Origin of the sequence: Flagellimonas amoyensis, assembly GCF_003058265.1 — a bacterium.
Classification (GTDB): domain Bacteria; phylum Bacteroidota; class Bacteroidia; order Flavobacteriales; family Flavobacteriaceae; genus Flagellimonas; species Flagellimonas amoyensis.
This window is the reverse complement of the sequence record NZ_QBUK01000001.1, coordinates 99,198-115,982: the sequence shown is the minus strand read 5'-3', so window position 1 is coordinate 115,982 and position 16,785 is coordinate 99,198. Positions and strand designations below refer to the sequence as shown.

Sequence of the window (16,785 nt, the reverse complement as noted above, 5' to 3'; positions counted from 1 at the left end):
ACTGTTGTGCTGTGGATTCTAGGAAAGAATTATTGGAATATGCCATAGAAAACTTCACCAAATTTGGGAGCAAGCGTTTTTCCATGGATGAACTGGCCCACAGCTTGGGCATTTCCAAAAAGACCATCTACAAGCATTTCAACAGCAAGGAAGAATTGGTCACCGAAAGCCTTCGGTTGTTCCTGGAAAAAATAAAGGGCAATGTAGACCACTACATGCTCCAAAACCCCAATGAGGACCAGCCGCTGTCCACTATCATTTTTATCTATAAGCAAGGGTTGATGTTCTTGCAGGAAATCAACCCTTCCTTTCTATACGGATTGGACAAATATTATCCAAAGGCATTCGAGCTCTACTCAGCTTTTAAAAAAGACATTGTTTGGAATATTGTCTGTCCCCTACTTCACAAGGCCCAAAAAATAGGACAGGTCCGGCCGGATGTCAAAGTTGAGCTGGTCTGCATGCTCTTTCTCTCCCGGATGGAGGACACTGTGTATTCCAACAGTAATCTGTTTAATGAATATAGTATCCAAGAACTCTTGGAACATATCATTATCAACAACTTAAGGGGAATCCTGAGTTTGGACTATCTCAAAAGTTGCCCCTTGGAAAAATAGCCCCTGTACAGTCTCCGTGTTGGCAAAACAAAAAAAAGAAGGGGGTTATTTTTCAATAGCTATATTTTAAGGTATTGATTTTTACGTTTTTAGCATTGTTTTTAGCAAAACGATCCCCTAAATTTAAGTTCTGCTAAAAACTCAACTAACATGGAAACAACCAACATCAACCGAAGAGACTGGATACGAAAAAGCATGCTCACCGCAGGTGGAGCAATGGCCCTGCCCTATTTTGGCTTGGCCGAGTCCCCAAGGGCCCCATTACAATTGGATGCCAAAGGAAATGCCATCTACACACCATTTTTCAAGGAATATTTACCAAATATGGAGTCGGGCATGCCTGACCTTGTGGCAAAACTGAATGCAAACGAAAATCCTTATGGTCCTTCCCCTATGGCCTTGGAGGCATTTAAAAATTCGGCTGCCGGGGGCAATAGGTATGCTTGGAAAGAACTGTTCCAACTCGTGGGCAAGATTGCCGATTTTGAAGGTGTCCAGGGCAAGAACATCATGATGGGCCCGGGGTCCTCCGATCTTTTGGAGAAAACGGCCATGGTGCTGTTCATGAACGGCGGCAATATCGTTTCCGCAGATCCTGCTTATATGTCACTCATCAATGTAGCCGAGTCTGTGGGTGCCACATGGAAACCCGTTCCACTCAAAGATGATTGGTCGCACGACCTGAAAGCTATGGAAGAGGCCATTGATGCCGATACCAAATTGGTCTATATCTGTAACCCCAACAATCCCACCGGGACCATCACCGAACACCAAGAACTAGTGGATTTCTGTTCCCGGGTTTCCGAAAAAGTTCCTGTATTTGTGGATGAGGCCTATTTGTGGTTCTTGGAGGACAATGCCAAAAAAAGCATGGTGTCCCTTATCAACGAGGGCAAAGATGTCATCATTGCCCGTACATTTTCAAAGATCCACGGCATGGCCGGCCTTCGCGTAGGCTATATCGTTGCACAGGAATCCACTTTGAACAAGCTCCAGAACATCACCCGTGGAGGAATGGGTATTTCCTATCCTTCCGTGTATGCTGCCATCGCTGCCATGGACGATTCCGCATTTATCGACAAGTCCCGAACCCTCAACGCAGAGTGTCGGGAATATGTTTACAAAAGCTTGGACCAAATGGGCATTGAATATGTGCCCTCATACACCAGTTTCCTTATTTTCCCCATAGAGATGGAAGGAAAAGAGTTCCTTCAAAAGATGACGGAACTCCAAGTAGGTGTGCGGGCCTTTGAGTTTATGGGAAAAAATTGGTGTAGGGTGAGCATGGGTACTATGGACGAAATGAAAATGTTCACTGCCGCGCTCAATAAAGTGTTGGTATAGTGGATATTGGATTTCAAAAAACTGTCGTATTTCTTTTTTTTATCTTCATTGGCATCTTGCTCAAGAGCAAGTTCAAATCCAAGGAAGAAATTACCGGTATTAAAAAAATAATCCTCAACCTGGCCCTGCCCGCTACTATTTTTATTGCACTCTTGGGTATAAAGGTAGAGTCACATCTTTTGATATTGCCCTTGTTGGCCCTTGGGCTCAACCTATTGTTGTTCTTGGCGATGCCCTTCATATTGCCCGTAATGGGTATTGGCAGGGGCACTCCCGAGTTCCGAACGGCCAAATTGTTGGTCCCATCGCTTGCGCCCGGATTGTCCTCCTTTCCTTTCATCTTGGAATTCTTGGGAGAAGACTATTTGGCCAAGGCAGCTATGTCCGATTTGGGAAACAAGGTGTTTGTGCTCTTCTTCCTATATCTAGTCGCCATGAACTGGCATTATGGACTTCAATCCAACGGCAAAAAAAATGAGGGGAAAAAACTTGGCCCCCTGATCAAGGCCATGGTTTCCGAACCGGTGAACATCTTCATCGGAGTGGCATTGGTATTGCTCGCCTTTGGCATGTCCATGGATTCATTGCCGTTTTTCCTCAGCGAAACGTTGGAGAAACTCAGTTTGATCATGACCCCTTTGGTGTTGCTTTTCATCGGCTTGGCCGTAAAGATCAAGAGAAAACAGTTCTTTCAGATTTTTTCACTGCTTTGCACCCGTGCCGGATTGGTCCTTTTGATCTGTGGTGCCTTTGTCCTGATTTCTGGGATACAGGCCCAAAACGAGATACTGCTCATCTTGGCCTTTGGCCTGAGTGCCTGCAGTTTTTGGCCCTATGCCCATATCGCTGCAGTGGACAGTATGGAAATGGAAGTGGAACCTCAGAAAAAAACCTTCAGCAGCAGCTTTGGGGTGGCCGTTTTGGCTCTGTCGTTCCCATTGTCCACCATGCTCATCCTTGCCGTTCTGAACAGTGGTTCCTTCTTTGAGCATTCCTACACTATCTTATTGGTCGCTCTTTTGTTGCTTGCCATCGGATTGTCCATTCCGCTATGTATTGGACTGAACAAAAAATGGTCTATCCAAAGGATAGTCGGGTACAAATTAAAGTCGGCCACGGAGAATGCTTGATCCTACCCTTTCTGTTTGGTGACAAGGTAAGTCGCATTGGCAATCAGGGCTATGCTGAGCCAATAGGTCCCTAAAATAACCAAGCTGGACAGATAGAAGGGCGATTTGAACTTAGCTATGGCTATCAGGGTGTCGGAGAACATGAACAACAGCACCGCCAAGGCAATCCATTGGTAGGGTTTTCCGCGGTCCCTTAAAAAAGTTCCTATGCCCTGCCACGCCATGAACGAGATAACAAGGACATAAAGTGCTACGGGTACCATGAATGCTCCCAAATCAGGTTTCAACCAAAAAAACAGGGCCGTTGCTATTCCGAACAGGACCACAAAAGAGCCCCAATGGAGATAAAATCCCTTGTGCCTGATGAATGCAAGGGCAAAAAGTACATGACCCACCAGAAAAGTGGCCAAACCATAAACGAAATATGCCTCAAAGAGCAATAACACATCCCCCACCAAGCAGAAAAACAGCGCTACCAAAATCCCATTTCTGAAGGAAGCATTGGGAAGAAAAAAGAGATTGGACATGATCAATATAGTGGTCAGAGGTTTCAGGAAAACATAGATTTCCCTGTTTCCTGCCATCTCAAAATAGATGGCCAAACTGGCGGAAACCAGACACAATAAGTTGATGAAAACCGGTCTTTTGAGTGCTGTTACCATTCCTTGAAAGGTGTTTTGCTCAATTGGGAATTGTAATATTTTTTTTTGCCCGTGACCTCTTCCCCAAGCCATTGGGGTCTTTCAAAAGGTTCGTCCTCGTGTTCGAGTTCCACTTCCGCCACAATGAGGCCCTTGTTCTCCCCCAAAAACTCATCCACTTCAAAAATGTGTTTCCCGCAGGGCACTTCAAAACGGTATTTTTCCAATATCCCAGTTTCACATAGATCGATCAAATTGGCTGCCTCTGCCGTACTGATTTCTATTTCCCATTCAAAACGGGTGGTGCCCGAATCGTTGGAAGCTCCCTTCACCGTCAAAAAGCCCTTTTCCCCCATAATCCTGACCCGTACGGTACGGCTTGGATCGGTGTTCAAGAATCCCTGTGCTATTCGTGTCTGGGATGTGGCCTCTTGCTTATAGGCATCCGAGCTGACCAAAAATTTCCGTTCTATTTCCAGATGTTCCATCAAACTAAATATACCCTAAATTTGGGTATGGATTTGGATTTTCCCCTCAGAAAAATCATTCATGTGGACATGGATGCGTTCTATGCTTCCGTGGAACAGCTGGACAATCCAGAACTGAAGGGGAAACCTGTTGCCGTTGGCGGAGGTTCTCCTCGCGGGGTGGTCTCTGCCGCTAGTTATGAGGCCAGGAAGTTTGGGGTGCGCAGTGCCATGTCGGGCTATTTGGCCCAACGAAACTGCCCGGACCTCATCTTTGTCAAACCCCGTTTTGAGCGCTACAAAGAGGTCTCCAAACAGATCCGCCGCATTTTTTTGGAATATACGGATCTCGTGGAACCACTTTCCCTGGACGAGGCGTATTTGGATGTGACCGAAAACAAGGTCGGGAATCCGTCCGCGACCCTCATTGCCAAGGAAATCCGTCAAAAAATATGGGACAGAACAGGTTTGACGGCTTCTGCTGGAATCTCCATCAACAAATTCATCGCCAAGGTGGCCAGTGATTACAACAAGCCCAACGGCCAAAAGACCGTGAACCCCGAAGAGGTGATCCAATTTTTGGAGGAGCTCGATATCCGAAAGTTCTATGGGGTGGGAAAGGTCACTGCCGAAAAAATGTACAAACTGGGCATTTTCACGGGAAAGGACCTCAAAGAAAAGTCCTTGGAGTTTCTGGACGGGCATTTTGGCAAGAGTGGGAAATTCTACTACAACGTGGTCCGTGGCATTCACCACAGCACCGTGAAACCACACCGTATCCCAAAATCGGTGGGGGCCGAGCGTACCTTTTTCGAAAACCTGAGCAGTGAGGTCTTTATGCTGGAAAAGCTGGATCATATCGCCCAAGAGTTGGAAAGAAGGCTTCAAAAATCCAAAATAGCAGGTAAAACGGTCACTTTGAAGATCAAATACAGTGATTTCACCCTACAGACCCGTAGCAAGACACTCCTCTACTATGTGGCAAGCAAGGATCTTATCCTCGAAACGGCCAAAGAACTCCTATACCAGTCCGCTTTGGAAAACTCAGTCCGATTGTTGGGTATTTCGCTGGCCAACCTCAACACCGAAAAAAAGAAGAAGGAAGAGCCCAAAAAGGAAACGGTCTCGGTACAACTCAAATTTGACTTCTAAAAAAGAAGAGGCTGTCTAAAAAGCTGGTTCTCTGTCAGTTCGAGCGCAGTCGAGAACTTAAAATGTGTTGATAGTCAATTGGTCGACTGCGCTCAACCTGACAAAATCAAAATTTTGCCGCTTTTTAGACAGCCTCAAGTCTTTAATTTTTAATATCCTTTTCCATCGGTTTGACCGTCGGGGTCTTCGGATTCCCATCCGCATCGATTTCCACGATGTTATCAAAACCGAGTGCATCGAGTTTAGTGATGATCTCGGCCCTATCCCCCACCATGAACCAATTGACATTTTCAGGTTTCACCACTTGGTTGCTCACTTGCTTGATGTCATCCACCGAAAGATTTCTCACATTTTGATCATACTTTTGGTAATAATCATCAGGCAGGTTATATCGGACCAAATTCCTGATGGAGCCGTTCACGGAGCTATTGGTCTCCCATTGACCGGGAAGTTTCAACACTTGGTTGGTCTTTACTTTTTCAAGCTCTTCCTTCGTTGCTGGCCGTGTGGAGGTAAATTCTGAAATTTCCTTTCTGATCTCCGTCACGGATTCCGCGGTCTTATCCGTCTGTACCGGCGCATATACGATAAACGGACGCGCTTCTTTGGAACCGATCACAAAACCTCCCGCTCCATAGGACCAGTGCTTGTCTTCCCGTAAGTTCATGTTGATCCTTGAAGTGAAGTCCCCACCAAGAATGCTCACCATTTGCTCCAACGCAATCTCGGAAACATCTCCATACTTTTCGGTCAAGTGCCCTGCCAAGATCACCGATTGTTGCGACTCTGGCCTATTCATCAGGTAAAGGGTGTTCTTGGAATCGGTTTTGGGCGCATTGAAGGTAATCTTGGGCACATCGCCCTTCTTCCATTTGCCCAATGTTTTTTCCAATTTGGATTTCAACTCGTTCATCTCCACATCCCCTGTCACGATGATCGTAGAGTTGTTCGGTTTGAACCAGGTGTTGTAAAAATCAACCACATTTGCCCTGGTCAGTTTTGAAACAGTGTCCTCATACCCTGTTCCGGTATAGGGGCTGCTGTAGGGATGGTCTTCCCCATAAAGGTACTTGTTCATCACCCTCAAAGCCATGGTGATGGGTTGAGATTTTTCCTGTTTGATGTCGTTGATCTGCTCGCTGCGCAACCGTTCAAATTCCTTTTCGGGGAACACAGGGTTGAGCACCACGTCCAAAAAGAGATCCAAACTGGCATCCAAGCTGGGTTTCAGGGTGGTCATGTACACATTGGATTCGTCCTGACTGGAAAACGTATTCAACGATGCTCCCAACAATTGGAGTTGCTCATTGATCTCCAAGGCATCTTTGTCCTTGGTGCCCTCATCCATCAAGTTCATGGCCAACTTGGCCGTGCCGGGACTGGAAAGGTAATCGGTCTTGTATCCTGCATCGGCGACCAAATTGATCACAATGGTCGGTACTCCCTTGCGTTGGGCCAGGATCACATTGAGCCCATTGGAAAGTTGGGTGCGCTGCAATTCCGGGAATTGGGAATTCTTCTGGGGTCCCAATTCTGGCAATTTGCTTCTGTCCACAGAGGATTCCACAATGCCATATTCTGGGAATGGATTGCAGATCAGGACGTGTTTTCCTTTGGAAAGCCATTTGGCTGCCGTGTTCTTCAGATCGGCAATAGTGGCCTCTTCAACATATTTCAAGGTTGTTTTATAATAGGCCGGATCTTTGTGATAGGTTTGGTTGGAGGCCAGGATATCGGAAATGCCCCCAAATCCTCCTATACGCTCCATACCTTTGATGAACCCCGAAAAATAGCTGGCCTTTACCCTTTTGAGCTCTTCTTCGGTCGGGCCTTCCTTGATGAACCTGTCAATTTCTGCCCAAAGTTCCTTTTCCAATTTTGCGGGGTCTTGACCCTGCTTTACGTTCACCCATGTGATGAACTCGCTGGCTATTTCACTGGAGGATTGGAAAGAGACCGCTGCACTGGCCGACTGGTCCTTGTATATGAACTTTTGGTACAGTCTCGAATTCTTCCCACTGGAGAGAATGGAGGATATGAGATCAAAATGAAGGTCTTCCCTCGATCCAAATTGTGGGGTGTTCCATGCAAACAGCACCCTGGTTTCTGGAACACGATCCTGATATACCTGCCGGGAATCATTCACCTTATTGGGAATGTTCACTTCTTGTCGTTCCACGGTAGGGCCTGAAGGAATGTCCCCGAAATACTTGATCACTTTTTGATGGACTTCTTCCGCATCGATGTCCCCAGCTACGGCAACTACGGCATTGGCCGCCCCATAGTATGATTTGAACCAGTCTTGCACATCTTCCAGGGAAGCTGCGTTCAGATCTTCCATTTCCCCGATCACTGTCCAGGAATAGGGGTGCCCTTTTGGGTACATCGCCTTGGTCAAATAGTCCCACTGCATCCCGTAGGGTTGGTTCTCGCCCTGTCTTTTTTCATTTTGTACAACACCTCGTTGCTCATCCAGTTTTGCTTGGTCGATGGCACCTAGCAAATGTCCCATTCGGTCGGACTCCAAAAACAGTACTTGGTCTAGCGCAGATAGAGGTACATTCTGAAAATAATTGGTCCTGTCCGTGTTCGTGGTTCCATTAAGATCGGTTCCACCGATACTCTCCAAGGCTTGGAAATAGTCGGTGTTGTAGTTCTCACTTCCATTGAACATCAAATGCTCAAATAGGTGGGCAAACCCACTTTTACCCGGTTTTTCGTTCTTGGACCCCACGTGGTACCAAACGTTCACGGCCGCTATGGGCGCTTTATGGTCTTCATACACCAAAAGGGTAAGCCCATTCTCCAAGGTATACTTTTTGTAAGCGATGTCTATGTCATCCGCTTTGAACTGAAAACTCTGCCCATAGTTCATTGGACAGAACAATAGGCCCATGATCAGGGCCAGAAGTAATTTTTTCATTGAAAAAGTTTTAATTGTTTGATTGATAAAATTGAATACAACAAGATATGAAATTGTTTGCAATACACACGATTTTAATCAGTTAGCTTACCTATAAATGAAGTGAATGCCATTAGAAACCTCATTTATGGCACAATCTCCCCGGCAAACAGGTATCAACACTTTTGGTATCTTCCTTTTCGTTAAATTTGTAAACATGCAGCGTCCTGAATTGCACCAACATATCATTACCACGGCCGGCAACCTGTTCTATGTACAGGGTTACAATTCAACGGGGATCAATGAGATCATAGAGAAGTGTGGCATAGCCAAGGCCACGCTTTACGGGCACTTCAAGTCCAAGGAGGACATCTGTGTGGCCTATCTGGAGCAACGGCATGATGCCTTCATGCATTCACTGAAGAGTTTTGTGGGTAGAAAAAGTCGTGGAAAAAACCAGTTGTTGGGTATTTTCGACCTCTTGCAGGATATGTATCGCGAAGAAAACTTTCAAGGTTGTTGGGCCTTGAAAACCCTAGGGGAGCTGTCTCCCGATCAAAAAAAGATACTTGGCGTCATCCAGAAACAAAAAAAAGACCTGTTGCTGTTCCTGGGCGAAGTTGTTGGGGAGAACATTCCCAACCTGTCCCGTGCCGAAATGGAAAAGACCTCGGGAGGGCTTTATTTGCTGTACGAGAGCGCCATCACCGAAAGCCATTTGTTCAAGAACGATTGGCCCATCTACATGGCCAAGAGCATCGCTCCTTCTTTGTTCACGGAGCTGGAATAAAAAAACCCTTCCACAACACTGAAAGGGTTTTTTCTTTTTAGCTGTCCTACCTATTCTTAGGCTTCCACTTCTTCCAAAGCTTGAACTTCGGGAAAATCGATAGGCGTGTCCACCACATTGTTGATGTAGTTGGAGATGGTCTTGTCCCCCACCAATACTATGGTGTCGATCAGGTTTTCCTTGGTCCAACCCGCTGCAAAGAAATTATCCACAACTTCAGGACTGGCGATTCCCCTGTTCTCGGTGATGTTCTTGGCCAGTTTTGCCAAGGCATCCAATCTGTTGTCAAAAGAGGCTTTACCGGCCCTTAGTTCCAAGATCTGGCTGTCGGTGTATCCGTTCAATTTGCCAATCGCCGTGTGCGCTGCCAAACAATACAGACAGTCATTGACCTGGCTCACCGCCAAGTTCACCACTTCTTTTTCTTTGGCCTTGAGGGAAGTCTTGGCATTGGCAAAGGTCAAGTAGTTCCCCAATGCATTTTCCGAATGGGCAAAGGTGGCATACAGGTTGGGGACAAATCCCAACGATTTTTTAAGGTTGTCAAAAATGGCCTGGTTGGCCGGACTTACTTCTTCTCTTGTGGGTACATTGAATGTGTTCATGATTTTCAAATTTTAACTGTTAATACTTATTATGATTTTTGTATGAAGGGTTTTTCCGCATCACAGTAGTAATCGTGATGGTGTTTTTGCTCGCAGTGTTCTGCAACACTTACAGCTGGCGGTGCACTTCTACGCATCTCCCGAAAAATCTCAATGAGATTAAAAATGGGTCTGTCCATTGCTTTCATCTTTTACCTTGATTTGAATTACATGGCAAAGATGCTGCGAAAGAAGAGGTAAGGGTTAGGAACGATTTCCCGATGGCTTGCCCAATTTTCCCTTAAGCGCCCAAAATGGGGTTTCCGCGGTATTCGGAGGGAGTCATTTGGGTCATTTTCTTAAAAAATCGGCTAAAATGGGCCGGATCATTGAACCCCAATTCAAAGGCAATTTCCTGATTTTGCTTATCGGTGTAGTTGATCAGCCGCTTTGCTTCCAAGGCAATGCGGTCCAAAATGATCTGCTGTGGGGATTTTTGGTTGTAGATGGCAAACAGGTTGGAAAGTGTCTTGGGCGACTTGAAGAGCATGTCGGCATAATCGCTGACCCTTCTTTTGGTCTTGTAGTGCAGGTCCACCAAAAAATTGAACCTCCGGATGGTATCTATCTGTTCATTGTCCAGTGTTTGGACGATGAGTTGTTCCTTGGCCAACCGGGTACCCATGATGATGAGGCGTTTCAATAGCATCTGGAGCATATCGCCCTGGATATTGTCGGGGGTGGAAAATTCTTCCACGAACATATCGTACAACAAATTGAACTTGGAAAGTTGCTCCTTGGGCAAAGTGATGATGGGCACATCCTGTGTGCCAAAGAACAAAATCCCATTACAGGAAACCTCACTGTCATGGTCAAAAACGCAATAAAATTCCCTATTGAAAAGAATGGCCGAAAGCGGCAAGGTGGTCTTGGCAAGGGACACATGCTGCAAATAGGTGACCGTGATCAACTGGTTGGGCAAGAGCTCCAAGGGCACTCCGTCCACCTCAATGGTAAGGGCTTGGGCGTTCCTGTTCCATAAAAACTTGATGGTCTTCGAAGTATCGGAAAACCGTTCCTGGTCATTTTTAAAGTCTTCGGTAAGACCCAGAACAGCTCCTAATTTCTGGTCAGTGTACTCGTATCTCATGCGTGGTTTGGTATCAGTTGGAAAATTAGTCTTGCCGTCGCCACTAAACTTACAGCTGCACTGGACACAAAAAAACGGGACCCAAGTTCCCAAAAGAACTTATGGCCCCGCTGTTATGTATGGTGTATTGTAACCTTAAAAGTTACAACTCGTAATCTCGGTCACCCTAAGGGTGTTCACCATTCCTTTTGCCTTGATGGGCATAGCCGCCAAGCTGACCAACATGTCCCCAACCTCTAAGTAGCCTTTTTTACAGGCCAACTGGTTCACATCTTCTATGGTCTGATCGGTGGACACAAACTTATCATAATAAAAGGCCTTGACCCCCCAAAGCAGGTTCAACTGGGTCAATATCCTTTTGTTGGAGGTAAACACCAAAATATGCGCACTGGGTCGCCAAGCCGATATCTGAAAAGCGGTATATCCACTGTTTGTAAGTGTGGATATGGCTTTTGCCTCGATTTCATTCGCCATTAGGGCTGCGTGGTAACATACCGATTTGGTAATGAACCTATTGGTCCTGACATGTGGCGGTGTCTGTGGTACTTTGATCAAGCTTGAGTTTTCCACACTGGTCAGAATACTGGACATTCTTTCGATGACCTGTACCGGATAGTTCCCTACCGAAGTCTCTCCGGACAACATCACGGCGTCGGCCCCATCCATGACCGAGTTGGCCACGTCGTTCACCTCTGCACGGGTGGGCGTAAGGCTGGTGATCATCGTTTCCATCATCTGGGTGGCGATGATTACGGGTATCCTGCCTTTTTTGGCCCTCAATACAAGTTTTTTCTGGATCAAAGGAACCTCGTGGGCGGGTACTTCCACACCCAAATCTCCACGGGCCACCATAAGCCCATCACAGTGTGTGACAATTTTGTCAATGTTCTCCACCGCTTCGGGTTTCTCTATCTTGGCAATGATCGGAATTTTATGATCGGAGTGCTTCTTGATGAGTTCTTGTAGGTCGATAAGATCCTGACCATGACGCACAAAGGAAAGTGCCATCCAATCCACTTTGTGTTCTATGGCAAAAATGGCATCCTTGATGTCCTTCTTGGTGAGTGCAGGAAGGGAAATGTCCGTATTGGGCAGGTTTACTCCCTTCTTGGATTTCAAGGGGCCTCCTTGGATTACGGTTGCCTTTACCTCGTTCTCCCCGTTGGTGGACTTTACCTCGAATATGAGTTTTCCATCGTCCAGAAGAACACGTTCCCCTGGCTTTACATCCTTAGGGAAGTTTTGGTAGTTCATATACACCCTTTGTGCATTCCCTTCAAAAGGCTCCCCTGTAACAAAGGTCACTTCGTCGCCCGGGGCAACAACGGCTTCCTCGCCCATCACACCTACTCTCAACTTGGGCCCTTGAAGGTCCGCAAGGATCGATGTGTTCACCTCCAACTCCTCATTCAGTTCCCGTATCATTCTGATCCTTTCCGCTACATCATCATAAGACGCATGGGAAAAGTTTATCCTAAAAACATCCACACCTGCCTCGATCATCGCCTTGAGGGTTTCCTTTTTACTGGTGGCAGGTCCCAAGGTTGCTACAATTTTAGTCTTCTTTCTAGTTGGCATTGTTAAAAGATTAAGTTTCTTTTTGATTTTAATGTCTGTGTTTCCAAAGGGTATGCTGTTATCACCTTGTCTATCTTTTTGATATCCCTTAGTTTTTGGGAAAGTGTGGCCTCGTCGGCCGCTTCCACTTTTAGGAAGTAATCGATCTCTTTTCGTTCTTTGATCAAATGATCGGTCCTTGCGGAAATGTTGTTCTCAAACAGACCTCCTGAAGGTATAACTTCCTCGACCACACATTTGTTCGAGATCAGCGTCCAATAAATGTCGTTCATCCCATCGTCCCAATCAAACACAGAAAAAGATAGATTTTCATCCAGATGAAGGTCTATTTTCATCCTTTTCAAATACAATCCGCATTTGGAATTTATGGCATAGGTCATGGCATAATCCTCCAAATCACTGTGTATGGCGATGAGCCTGAAACTATCGTCATATAAGTCTGCCGATATCCGATGTGTTGTCATCATGCCCTTAACACGAACTGTAAATATACTCTTAATCCAATTGAATGCCTAGCCAATCCGACACAATACACTTCTTAAGCCCTCGAAAACGATTGAGTTTACCTTTATTTAATGTCATTGGTTCTCCATTCTGTTCTGTAGGGCAAAATAGGCTCGCTTGGATGCCTTTTCCTCGGCCTTCTTTTTGGATGTTGCCCTTGCCTTGGCCAAAATTCGACCTCCAATGGTTAGTTTTACCGCAAAATGTTTCAGCTCGTCATTGCCCGTGTCCTCATACACGTTATAGCTGAACGGCGTCTTTTGCTTTTGGCACCATTCGATTACCAAACTCTTGTAACTGATGACTTTACCTTCCAATTGCTCGATGTCCACATAGGGCTCTATGACCCTTTCATGGATGAATTTTTCACAATAGGGATAGCCTCTGTCCAGATATATGGCCCCAATGAGTGCCTCGAATACGTTGCCATGGATGTTCTCCCCAAAATGGGTCTTCGGTATCCTGCTTTCTACAAAGCGTAAAAGTCCCAAATCCTTTCCCAGCTCGTTCAGGTGTTTGCGGCTCACCACCTTGGAGCGCATTTTGGTAAGGTAACCTTCGTCCCCTTCGGGCACCTCATTGTATAGGTGTTTTGATACGATGGTCCCCAGCATGGAATCCCCCAAAAACTCCAAACGCTCATAGTTCATTGGGTTGCCGTTGGCGTCTTTTTTATTGACGGAACGGTGAAGAAATGCCTTTTTGTAGATTTCGAGATTTTTGGGCTTGAACCCTAGAATCTTTTTCATTCCCAAAAAAAAATCCCCATCCGAGCTAGGATGGGAATTGAATATTTTGGAGGTGAACTTCATGTTACAAAACTACCCCAATTTTTTGAATACAAGACACGCATTGTGTCCGCCAAAGCCAAACGTATTGCTCATGGCTACGTTCACTTCCCTCTTCTGTGCCTGGTTCAGGGTCAGGTTGAGCGAAGGATCGATCTGATCGTCCACCACACTATGGTTGATGGTCGGTGGAACCATTCCGTGTTCCATGGCCAAAATGGAGGCAATGGCCTCAATGGCCCCAGCCGCACCGAGCAAATGCCCGGTCATGGACTTGGTGGAATTGATGTTGATGTTGGGTGCATGCGCACCAAACACCTTGGAAATGGCCTTGAGCTCGGCCACATCGCCCAACGGGGTGGATGTTCCGTGCGTATTGATAGCGTCTACGTCCTCAGGTTTCAAACCTGCATTCTGTAGACAGTTTTCCATTACTTTAACCACACCGATACCTTCTGGGTGTGGGGCGGTCATGTGATAGGCATCGCTGGAAAGGCCTCCGCCGAGTACTTCGGCATAGATCTTCGCCCCTCTTGCCTTGGCGTGTTCGTATTCTTCCAAGATCAGTGCCCCTGCACCTTCTCCAAGAACAAAACCGTCACGTGTGGCATCAAAAGGTCTGGATGCTGTTTCTGGACTTTCGTTTCGGGTGGAAAGGGCATGCATGGCATTGAAACCACCCATACCTGCCATGGTAACGGCAGCTTCACTTCCTCCGGTCACGATGACATCGCAATGGCCCAAACGGATATAATTCAGCGCATCGATCATGGCGTTGGCTGCCGATGCACAGGCCGAAACCGTAGTATAGTTTGGCCCCATGAACCCATGCTTGATGGAAATGTTCCCTGGTGCGATATCCGCGATCATTTTTGGAATGAAGAAGGGGTTGAAACGGGGTGTGCCATCTCCTTCGGCAAACCCGATCACCTCATTTTGGAAGGTTTCCAATCCGCCGATACCGGCTCCCCAGACTACACCTACCCTGAACTTGTCCACTACATTGAGGTCGATTCCAGAGTCTGCAATGGCCTCATCCGAAGAGACGAGGGCATATTGTGCGAACCTATCCAGTTTTCTTGCCTCCTTGCGATCAAAATAATCTTCGGGGTTATACCCTTTCAGCTCACAGGCAAATTTTGTCTTGAACTTCTCGGTATCGAAATATGTGATGGGTGCAGAACCACTCTTTCCGGTCCGTAGTCCTTCCCAATAAGCCTCCAAATTGTTGCCTATTGGAGTAAGTGCCCCCATTCCGGTAACCACAACTCGCTTTAACTGCATTGAACTATTTTTTACCCTTTAGACCTAAATTATAAAAAAAATTATCCATGCGATAATCACCACATGGATAATTTAAAATCTTTAGCGATATATCATAAAATTATTTAGCTTCTTCTATATAGCTAATGGCCTGACCAACAGTGGCGATGTTCTCTGCTTGATCATCTGGTATTTGGATATCAAATTCTTTCTCAAACTCCATGATAAGTTCAACAGTGTCCAAGGAATCCGCACCTAGATCGTTGGTAAAGCTAGCTTCAGCTACAACCTCATTCTCATCAACACCCAGTTTATCAACGATAATAGCCTTTACTCTTGATGCAATGTCTGACATAATTATTGTGGTTTTAAAAATTTAATCGTTGGCAAAAATATAAAACTTTGGATTAAATACACTATTTGTCGATAAAATGTAACCCAAATTAAACATCTTAAGATTCAGTATCTTACTTTAGCCGCCTGAAGTTAGTCCAAAATCATATCAATTCCTAACAGATGAAACAAATTGTCATCTTGGCATCGGGAAGTGGGTCAAATGCCGAAAACATTATCACCTATTTCAAAGAAAAACCCTTGGCAACTGTCTCAGCCGTGCTCTCCAACAAACATACCGCCAAGGTTTTGGATCGCTGTGATCGCCTGGAAGTTCCTGCATTTTATTTCAACAAAATCGCTTTTACTAAATCTGATGCTGTTGTTGAAGCCCTAAAAAGTCTTCAGCCCGATTTAATTGTATTGGCTGGATTTCTGTGGAAAATTCCTTCCAATATCATAGAAGCATTCCCAAATAAAATTATAAACATACACCCCGCCCTTCTTCCAAAGTATGGTGGAAAAGGCATGTATGGCGCAAAAGTGCATCAGGCTGTTAAAGAAAATGGTGAGACGGAAACGGGTATTACCATACATTATGTGAATGAGCATTATGACGAAGGCGCCATCATCTTTCAGTCAAAAACTGCTGTGGAACCTTCCGACAACCCCGATAGTATTGCCGAGAAAGTACACCAATTGGAATATGAGCATTTCCCGAAGGTGATCGAAAAACTCCTTATATAAATGGCGAAGAAGAAGTTTTATGTGGTCTGGAAGGGCAAGCACCCCGGAATTTTTGAGACTTGGGCCGATTGCAAGGCACAGATAGAGGGGTTCAAGGGTGCACAATACAAATCGTTTCCCACCTTCGCCGAGGCCAAAAAGGCCTATAATGGCAACTACTCGGACTATAAGGGAACCTCAAAAGGCAAATTGGAACTTTCGCCACAAGAGTTGCTCAAAATAGGCAATCCCAACTACAACTCCATTGCTGTGGATGCAGCCTCCAGTGGCAATCCTGGCAAAATGGAGTACCGCGGCGTGGACACCAAGACCAAAAAGGTACTGTTCCACCAAGGCCCCTTTGAGCAGGGAACCAGTAATGTGGGCGAATTCTTGGCATTGGTGCATGGTCTTGCTTTTTTAAAGCAGAAAAAAAGTGATCGGATCTTGTATTCCGATTCCAGGATTGCCATCGGTTGGGTCCGAAAGGGCAAATGTGGCACCAAATTGGACAAAACCGCCAAGAACGCACAACTTTTTGAACTCATCCAAAGGGCAGAGGACTGGCTGAAAAAGAACAGGTACACCACCCCCATCGTGAAATGGGAGACCAAGGCATGGGGTGAAATCCCCGCAGATTTTGGCCGGAAATGAAGTTTGAGACTTCAGACGAAAGACGTAAGACATAAGATTTGGAAAAATCTGTCCTTAAAAACATCCTTGAACTGAATTTGAACTTAAGCTTGGGTTGAACGTGTACCCACCCTCTTTTCTTAAATCCTTCACCAATGATTCCAATATGGAATATCAAAACGT

The 16,785-nt window shown here is 45.8% G+C and carries 17 protein-coding genes; 7 read left to right on the top strand and 10 right to left on the bottom strand.

The features are described 5' to 3' along the window. The first annotated feature begins 11 nt into the window (after positions 1-11). From DB398_RS00430 to DB398_RS00420, 3 genes are all read left to right on the top strand, one after another. On the top strand, positions 12-617 hold the full coding sequence (locus DB398_RS00430) for a TetR/AcrR family transcriptional regulator (RefSeq protein WP_108422432.1): 606 nt from the start codon (positions 12-14) through the stop codon (positions 615-617). Positions 618-767: 150 nt separating this feature from the next. After that, on the top strand, positions 768-1,961 hold the full coding sequence (locus DB398_RS00425; RefSeq protein ID WP_108422431.1) for a pyridoxal phosphate-dependent aminotransferase: 1,194 nt from the start codon (positions 768-770) through the stop codon (positions 1,959-1,961). Between the two features lie 56 nt (positions 1,962-2,017). Further along, the gene (locus tag DB398_RS00420) at positions 2,018-3,091 is read left to right on the top strand and encodes an AEC family transporter (RefSeq protein ID WP_234415970.1); all 1,074 of its coding nucleotides are present in this window, start codon (positions 2,018-2,020) and stop codon (positions 3,089-3,091) included. Positions 3,092-3,093: 2 nt separating this feature from the next. Here the strand turns inward: DB398_RS00420 and DB398_RS00415 are convergent, their stop codons facing one another. Further along, on the bottom strand, positions 3,094-3,753 hold the full coding sequence (locus DB398_RS00415; protein ID WP_159076273.1) for a lysoplasmalogenase: 660 nt from the start codon (positions 3,751-3,753) through the stop codon (positions 3,094-3,096). Beyond that, the gene (locus DB398_RS00410; protein WP_108422804.1) at positions 3,747-4,220 is read right to left on the bottom strand and encodes a CYTH domain-containing protein; all 474 of its coding nucleotides are present in this window, start codon (positions 4,218-4,220) and stop codon (positions 3,747-3,749) included. The genes DB398_RS00415 and DB398_RS00410 overlap by 7 nt, the downstream gene beginning before the upstream one ends. A 27-nt stretch (positions 4,221-4,247) precedes the next feature. On the opposite strand from DB398_RS00410, the gene dinB reads away from it, so the two are divergent. After that, positions 4,248-5,351: a DNA polymerase IV gene (gene dinB / locus DB398_RS00405; protein ID WP_108422428.1), complete on the top strand. Its 1,104-nt coding sequence runs from the start codon at positions 4,248-4,250 to the stop codon at positions 5,349-5,351. A gap of 142 nt (positions 5,352-5,493) precedes the next feature. Here the strand turns inward: dinB and DB398_RS00400 are convergent, their stop codons facing one another. Beyond that, positions 5,494-8,274, bottom strand: a complete 2,781-nt coding sequence (locus DB398_RS00400; RefSeq protein WP_108422427.1) for a M16 family metallopeptidase — start codon at positions 8,272-8,274, stop codon at positions 5,494-5,496. Between the two features lie 196 nt (positions 8,275-8,470). On the opposite strand from DB398_RS00400, the gene DB398_RS00395 reads away from it, so the two are divergent. Then, positions 8,471-9,043 carry a TetR/AcrR family transcriptional regulator gene (locus DB398_RS00395; RefSeq protein ID WP_108422803.1) on the top strand — a complete coding sequence of 191 codons (573 nt, stop codon included), beginning with the start codon at positions 8,471-8,473 and terminating at the stop codon, positions 9,041-9,043. Between the two features lie 56 nt (positions 9,044-9,099). On the opposite strand, the gene DB398_RS00390 is transcribed toward DB398_RS00395, so the two are convergent. The 7 genes from DB398_RS00390 to DB398_RS00360 form a co-directional block, all read right to left on the bottom strand. After that, positions 9,100-9,648, bottom strand: coding sequence for a carboxymuconolactone decarboxylase family protein (locus tag DB398_RS00390; protein WP_108422426.1), 549 nt, complete (start codon positions 9,646-9,648; stop codon positions 9,100-9,102). Positions 9,649-9,928: 280 nt separating this feature from the next. Next, complete coding sequence (locus DB398_RS00385; RefSeq protein WP_108422425.1) at positions 9,929-10,777, bottom strand: helix-turn-helix domain-containing protein; 849 nt, start codon at positions 10,775-10,777, stop codon at positions 9,929-9,931. Between the two features lie 135 nt (positions 10,778-10,912). Beyond that, entirely contained in the window at positions 10,913-12,355 is a 1,443-nt protein-coding gene (pyk, locus tag DB398_RS00380; protein ID WP_108422424.1) for a pyruvate kinase, read from the bottom strand. Positions 12,356-12,357: 2 nt separating this feature from the next. Beyond that, entirely contained in the window at positions 12,358-12,822 is a 465-nt protein-coding gene (locus tag DB398_RS00375; protein ID WP_108422423.1) for an IPExxxVDY family protein, read from the bottom strand. Between the two features lie 111 nt (positions 12,823-12,933). Beyond that, positions 12,934-13,671 (bottom strand): ribonuclease III, encoded by a 738-nt coding sequence (rnc, locus tag DB398_RS00370; RefSeq protein ID WP_108422422.1) that lies wholly within the window; start codon positions 13,669-13,671, stop codon positions 12,934-12,936. A 9-nt stretch (positions 13,672-13,680) separates the two neighbouring features. Further along, positions 13,681-14,931: a beta-ketoacyl-ACP synthase II gene (gene fabF / locus DB398_RS00365; protein ID WP_108422421.1), complete on the bottom strand. Its 1,251-nt coding sequence runs from the start codon at positions 14,929-14,931 to the stop codon at positions 13,681-13,683. Positions 14,932-15,031: 100 nt separating this feature from the next. Next, entirely contained in the window at positions 15,032-15,265 is a 234-nt protein-coding gene (locus DB398_RS00360; protein ID WP_009778413.1) for an acyl carrier protein, read from the bottom strand. Between the two features lie 161 nt (positions 15,266-15,426). Here DB398_RS00360 and purN point away from each other — a divergent pair, with 161 nt between their 5' ends. Both purN and DB398_RS00350 read left to right on the top strand, forming a co-directional pair. Beyond that, complete coding sequence (gene purN / locus DB398_RS00355; protein WP_108422420.1) at positions 15,427-15,990, top strand: phosphoribosylglycinamide formyltransferase; 564 nt, start codon at positions 15,427-15,429, stop codon at positions 15,988-15,990. After that, a complete protein-coding gene (locus tag DB398_RS00350) occupies positions 15,991-16,623 on the top strand; it encodes a ribonuclease H1 domain-containing protein (protein ID WP_108422419.1) in 633 nt (210 codons plus the stop codon). Positions 16,624-16,785 lie beyond the last annotated feature (162 nt).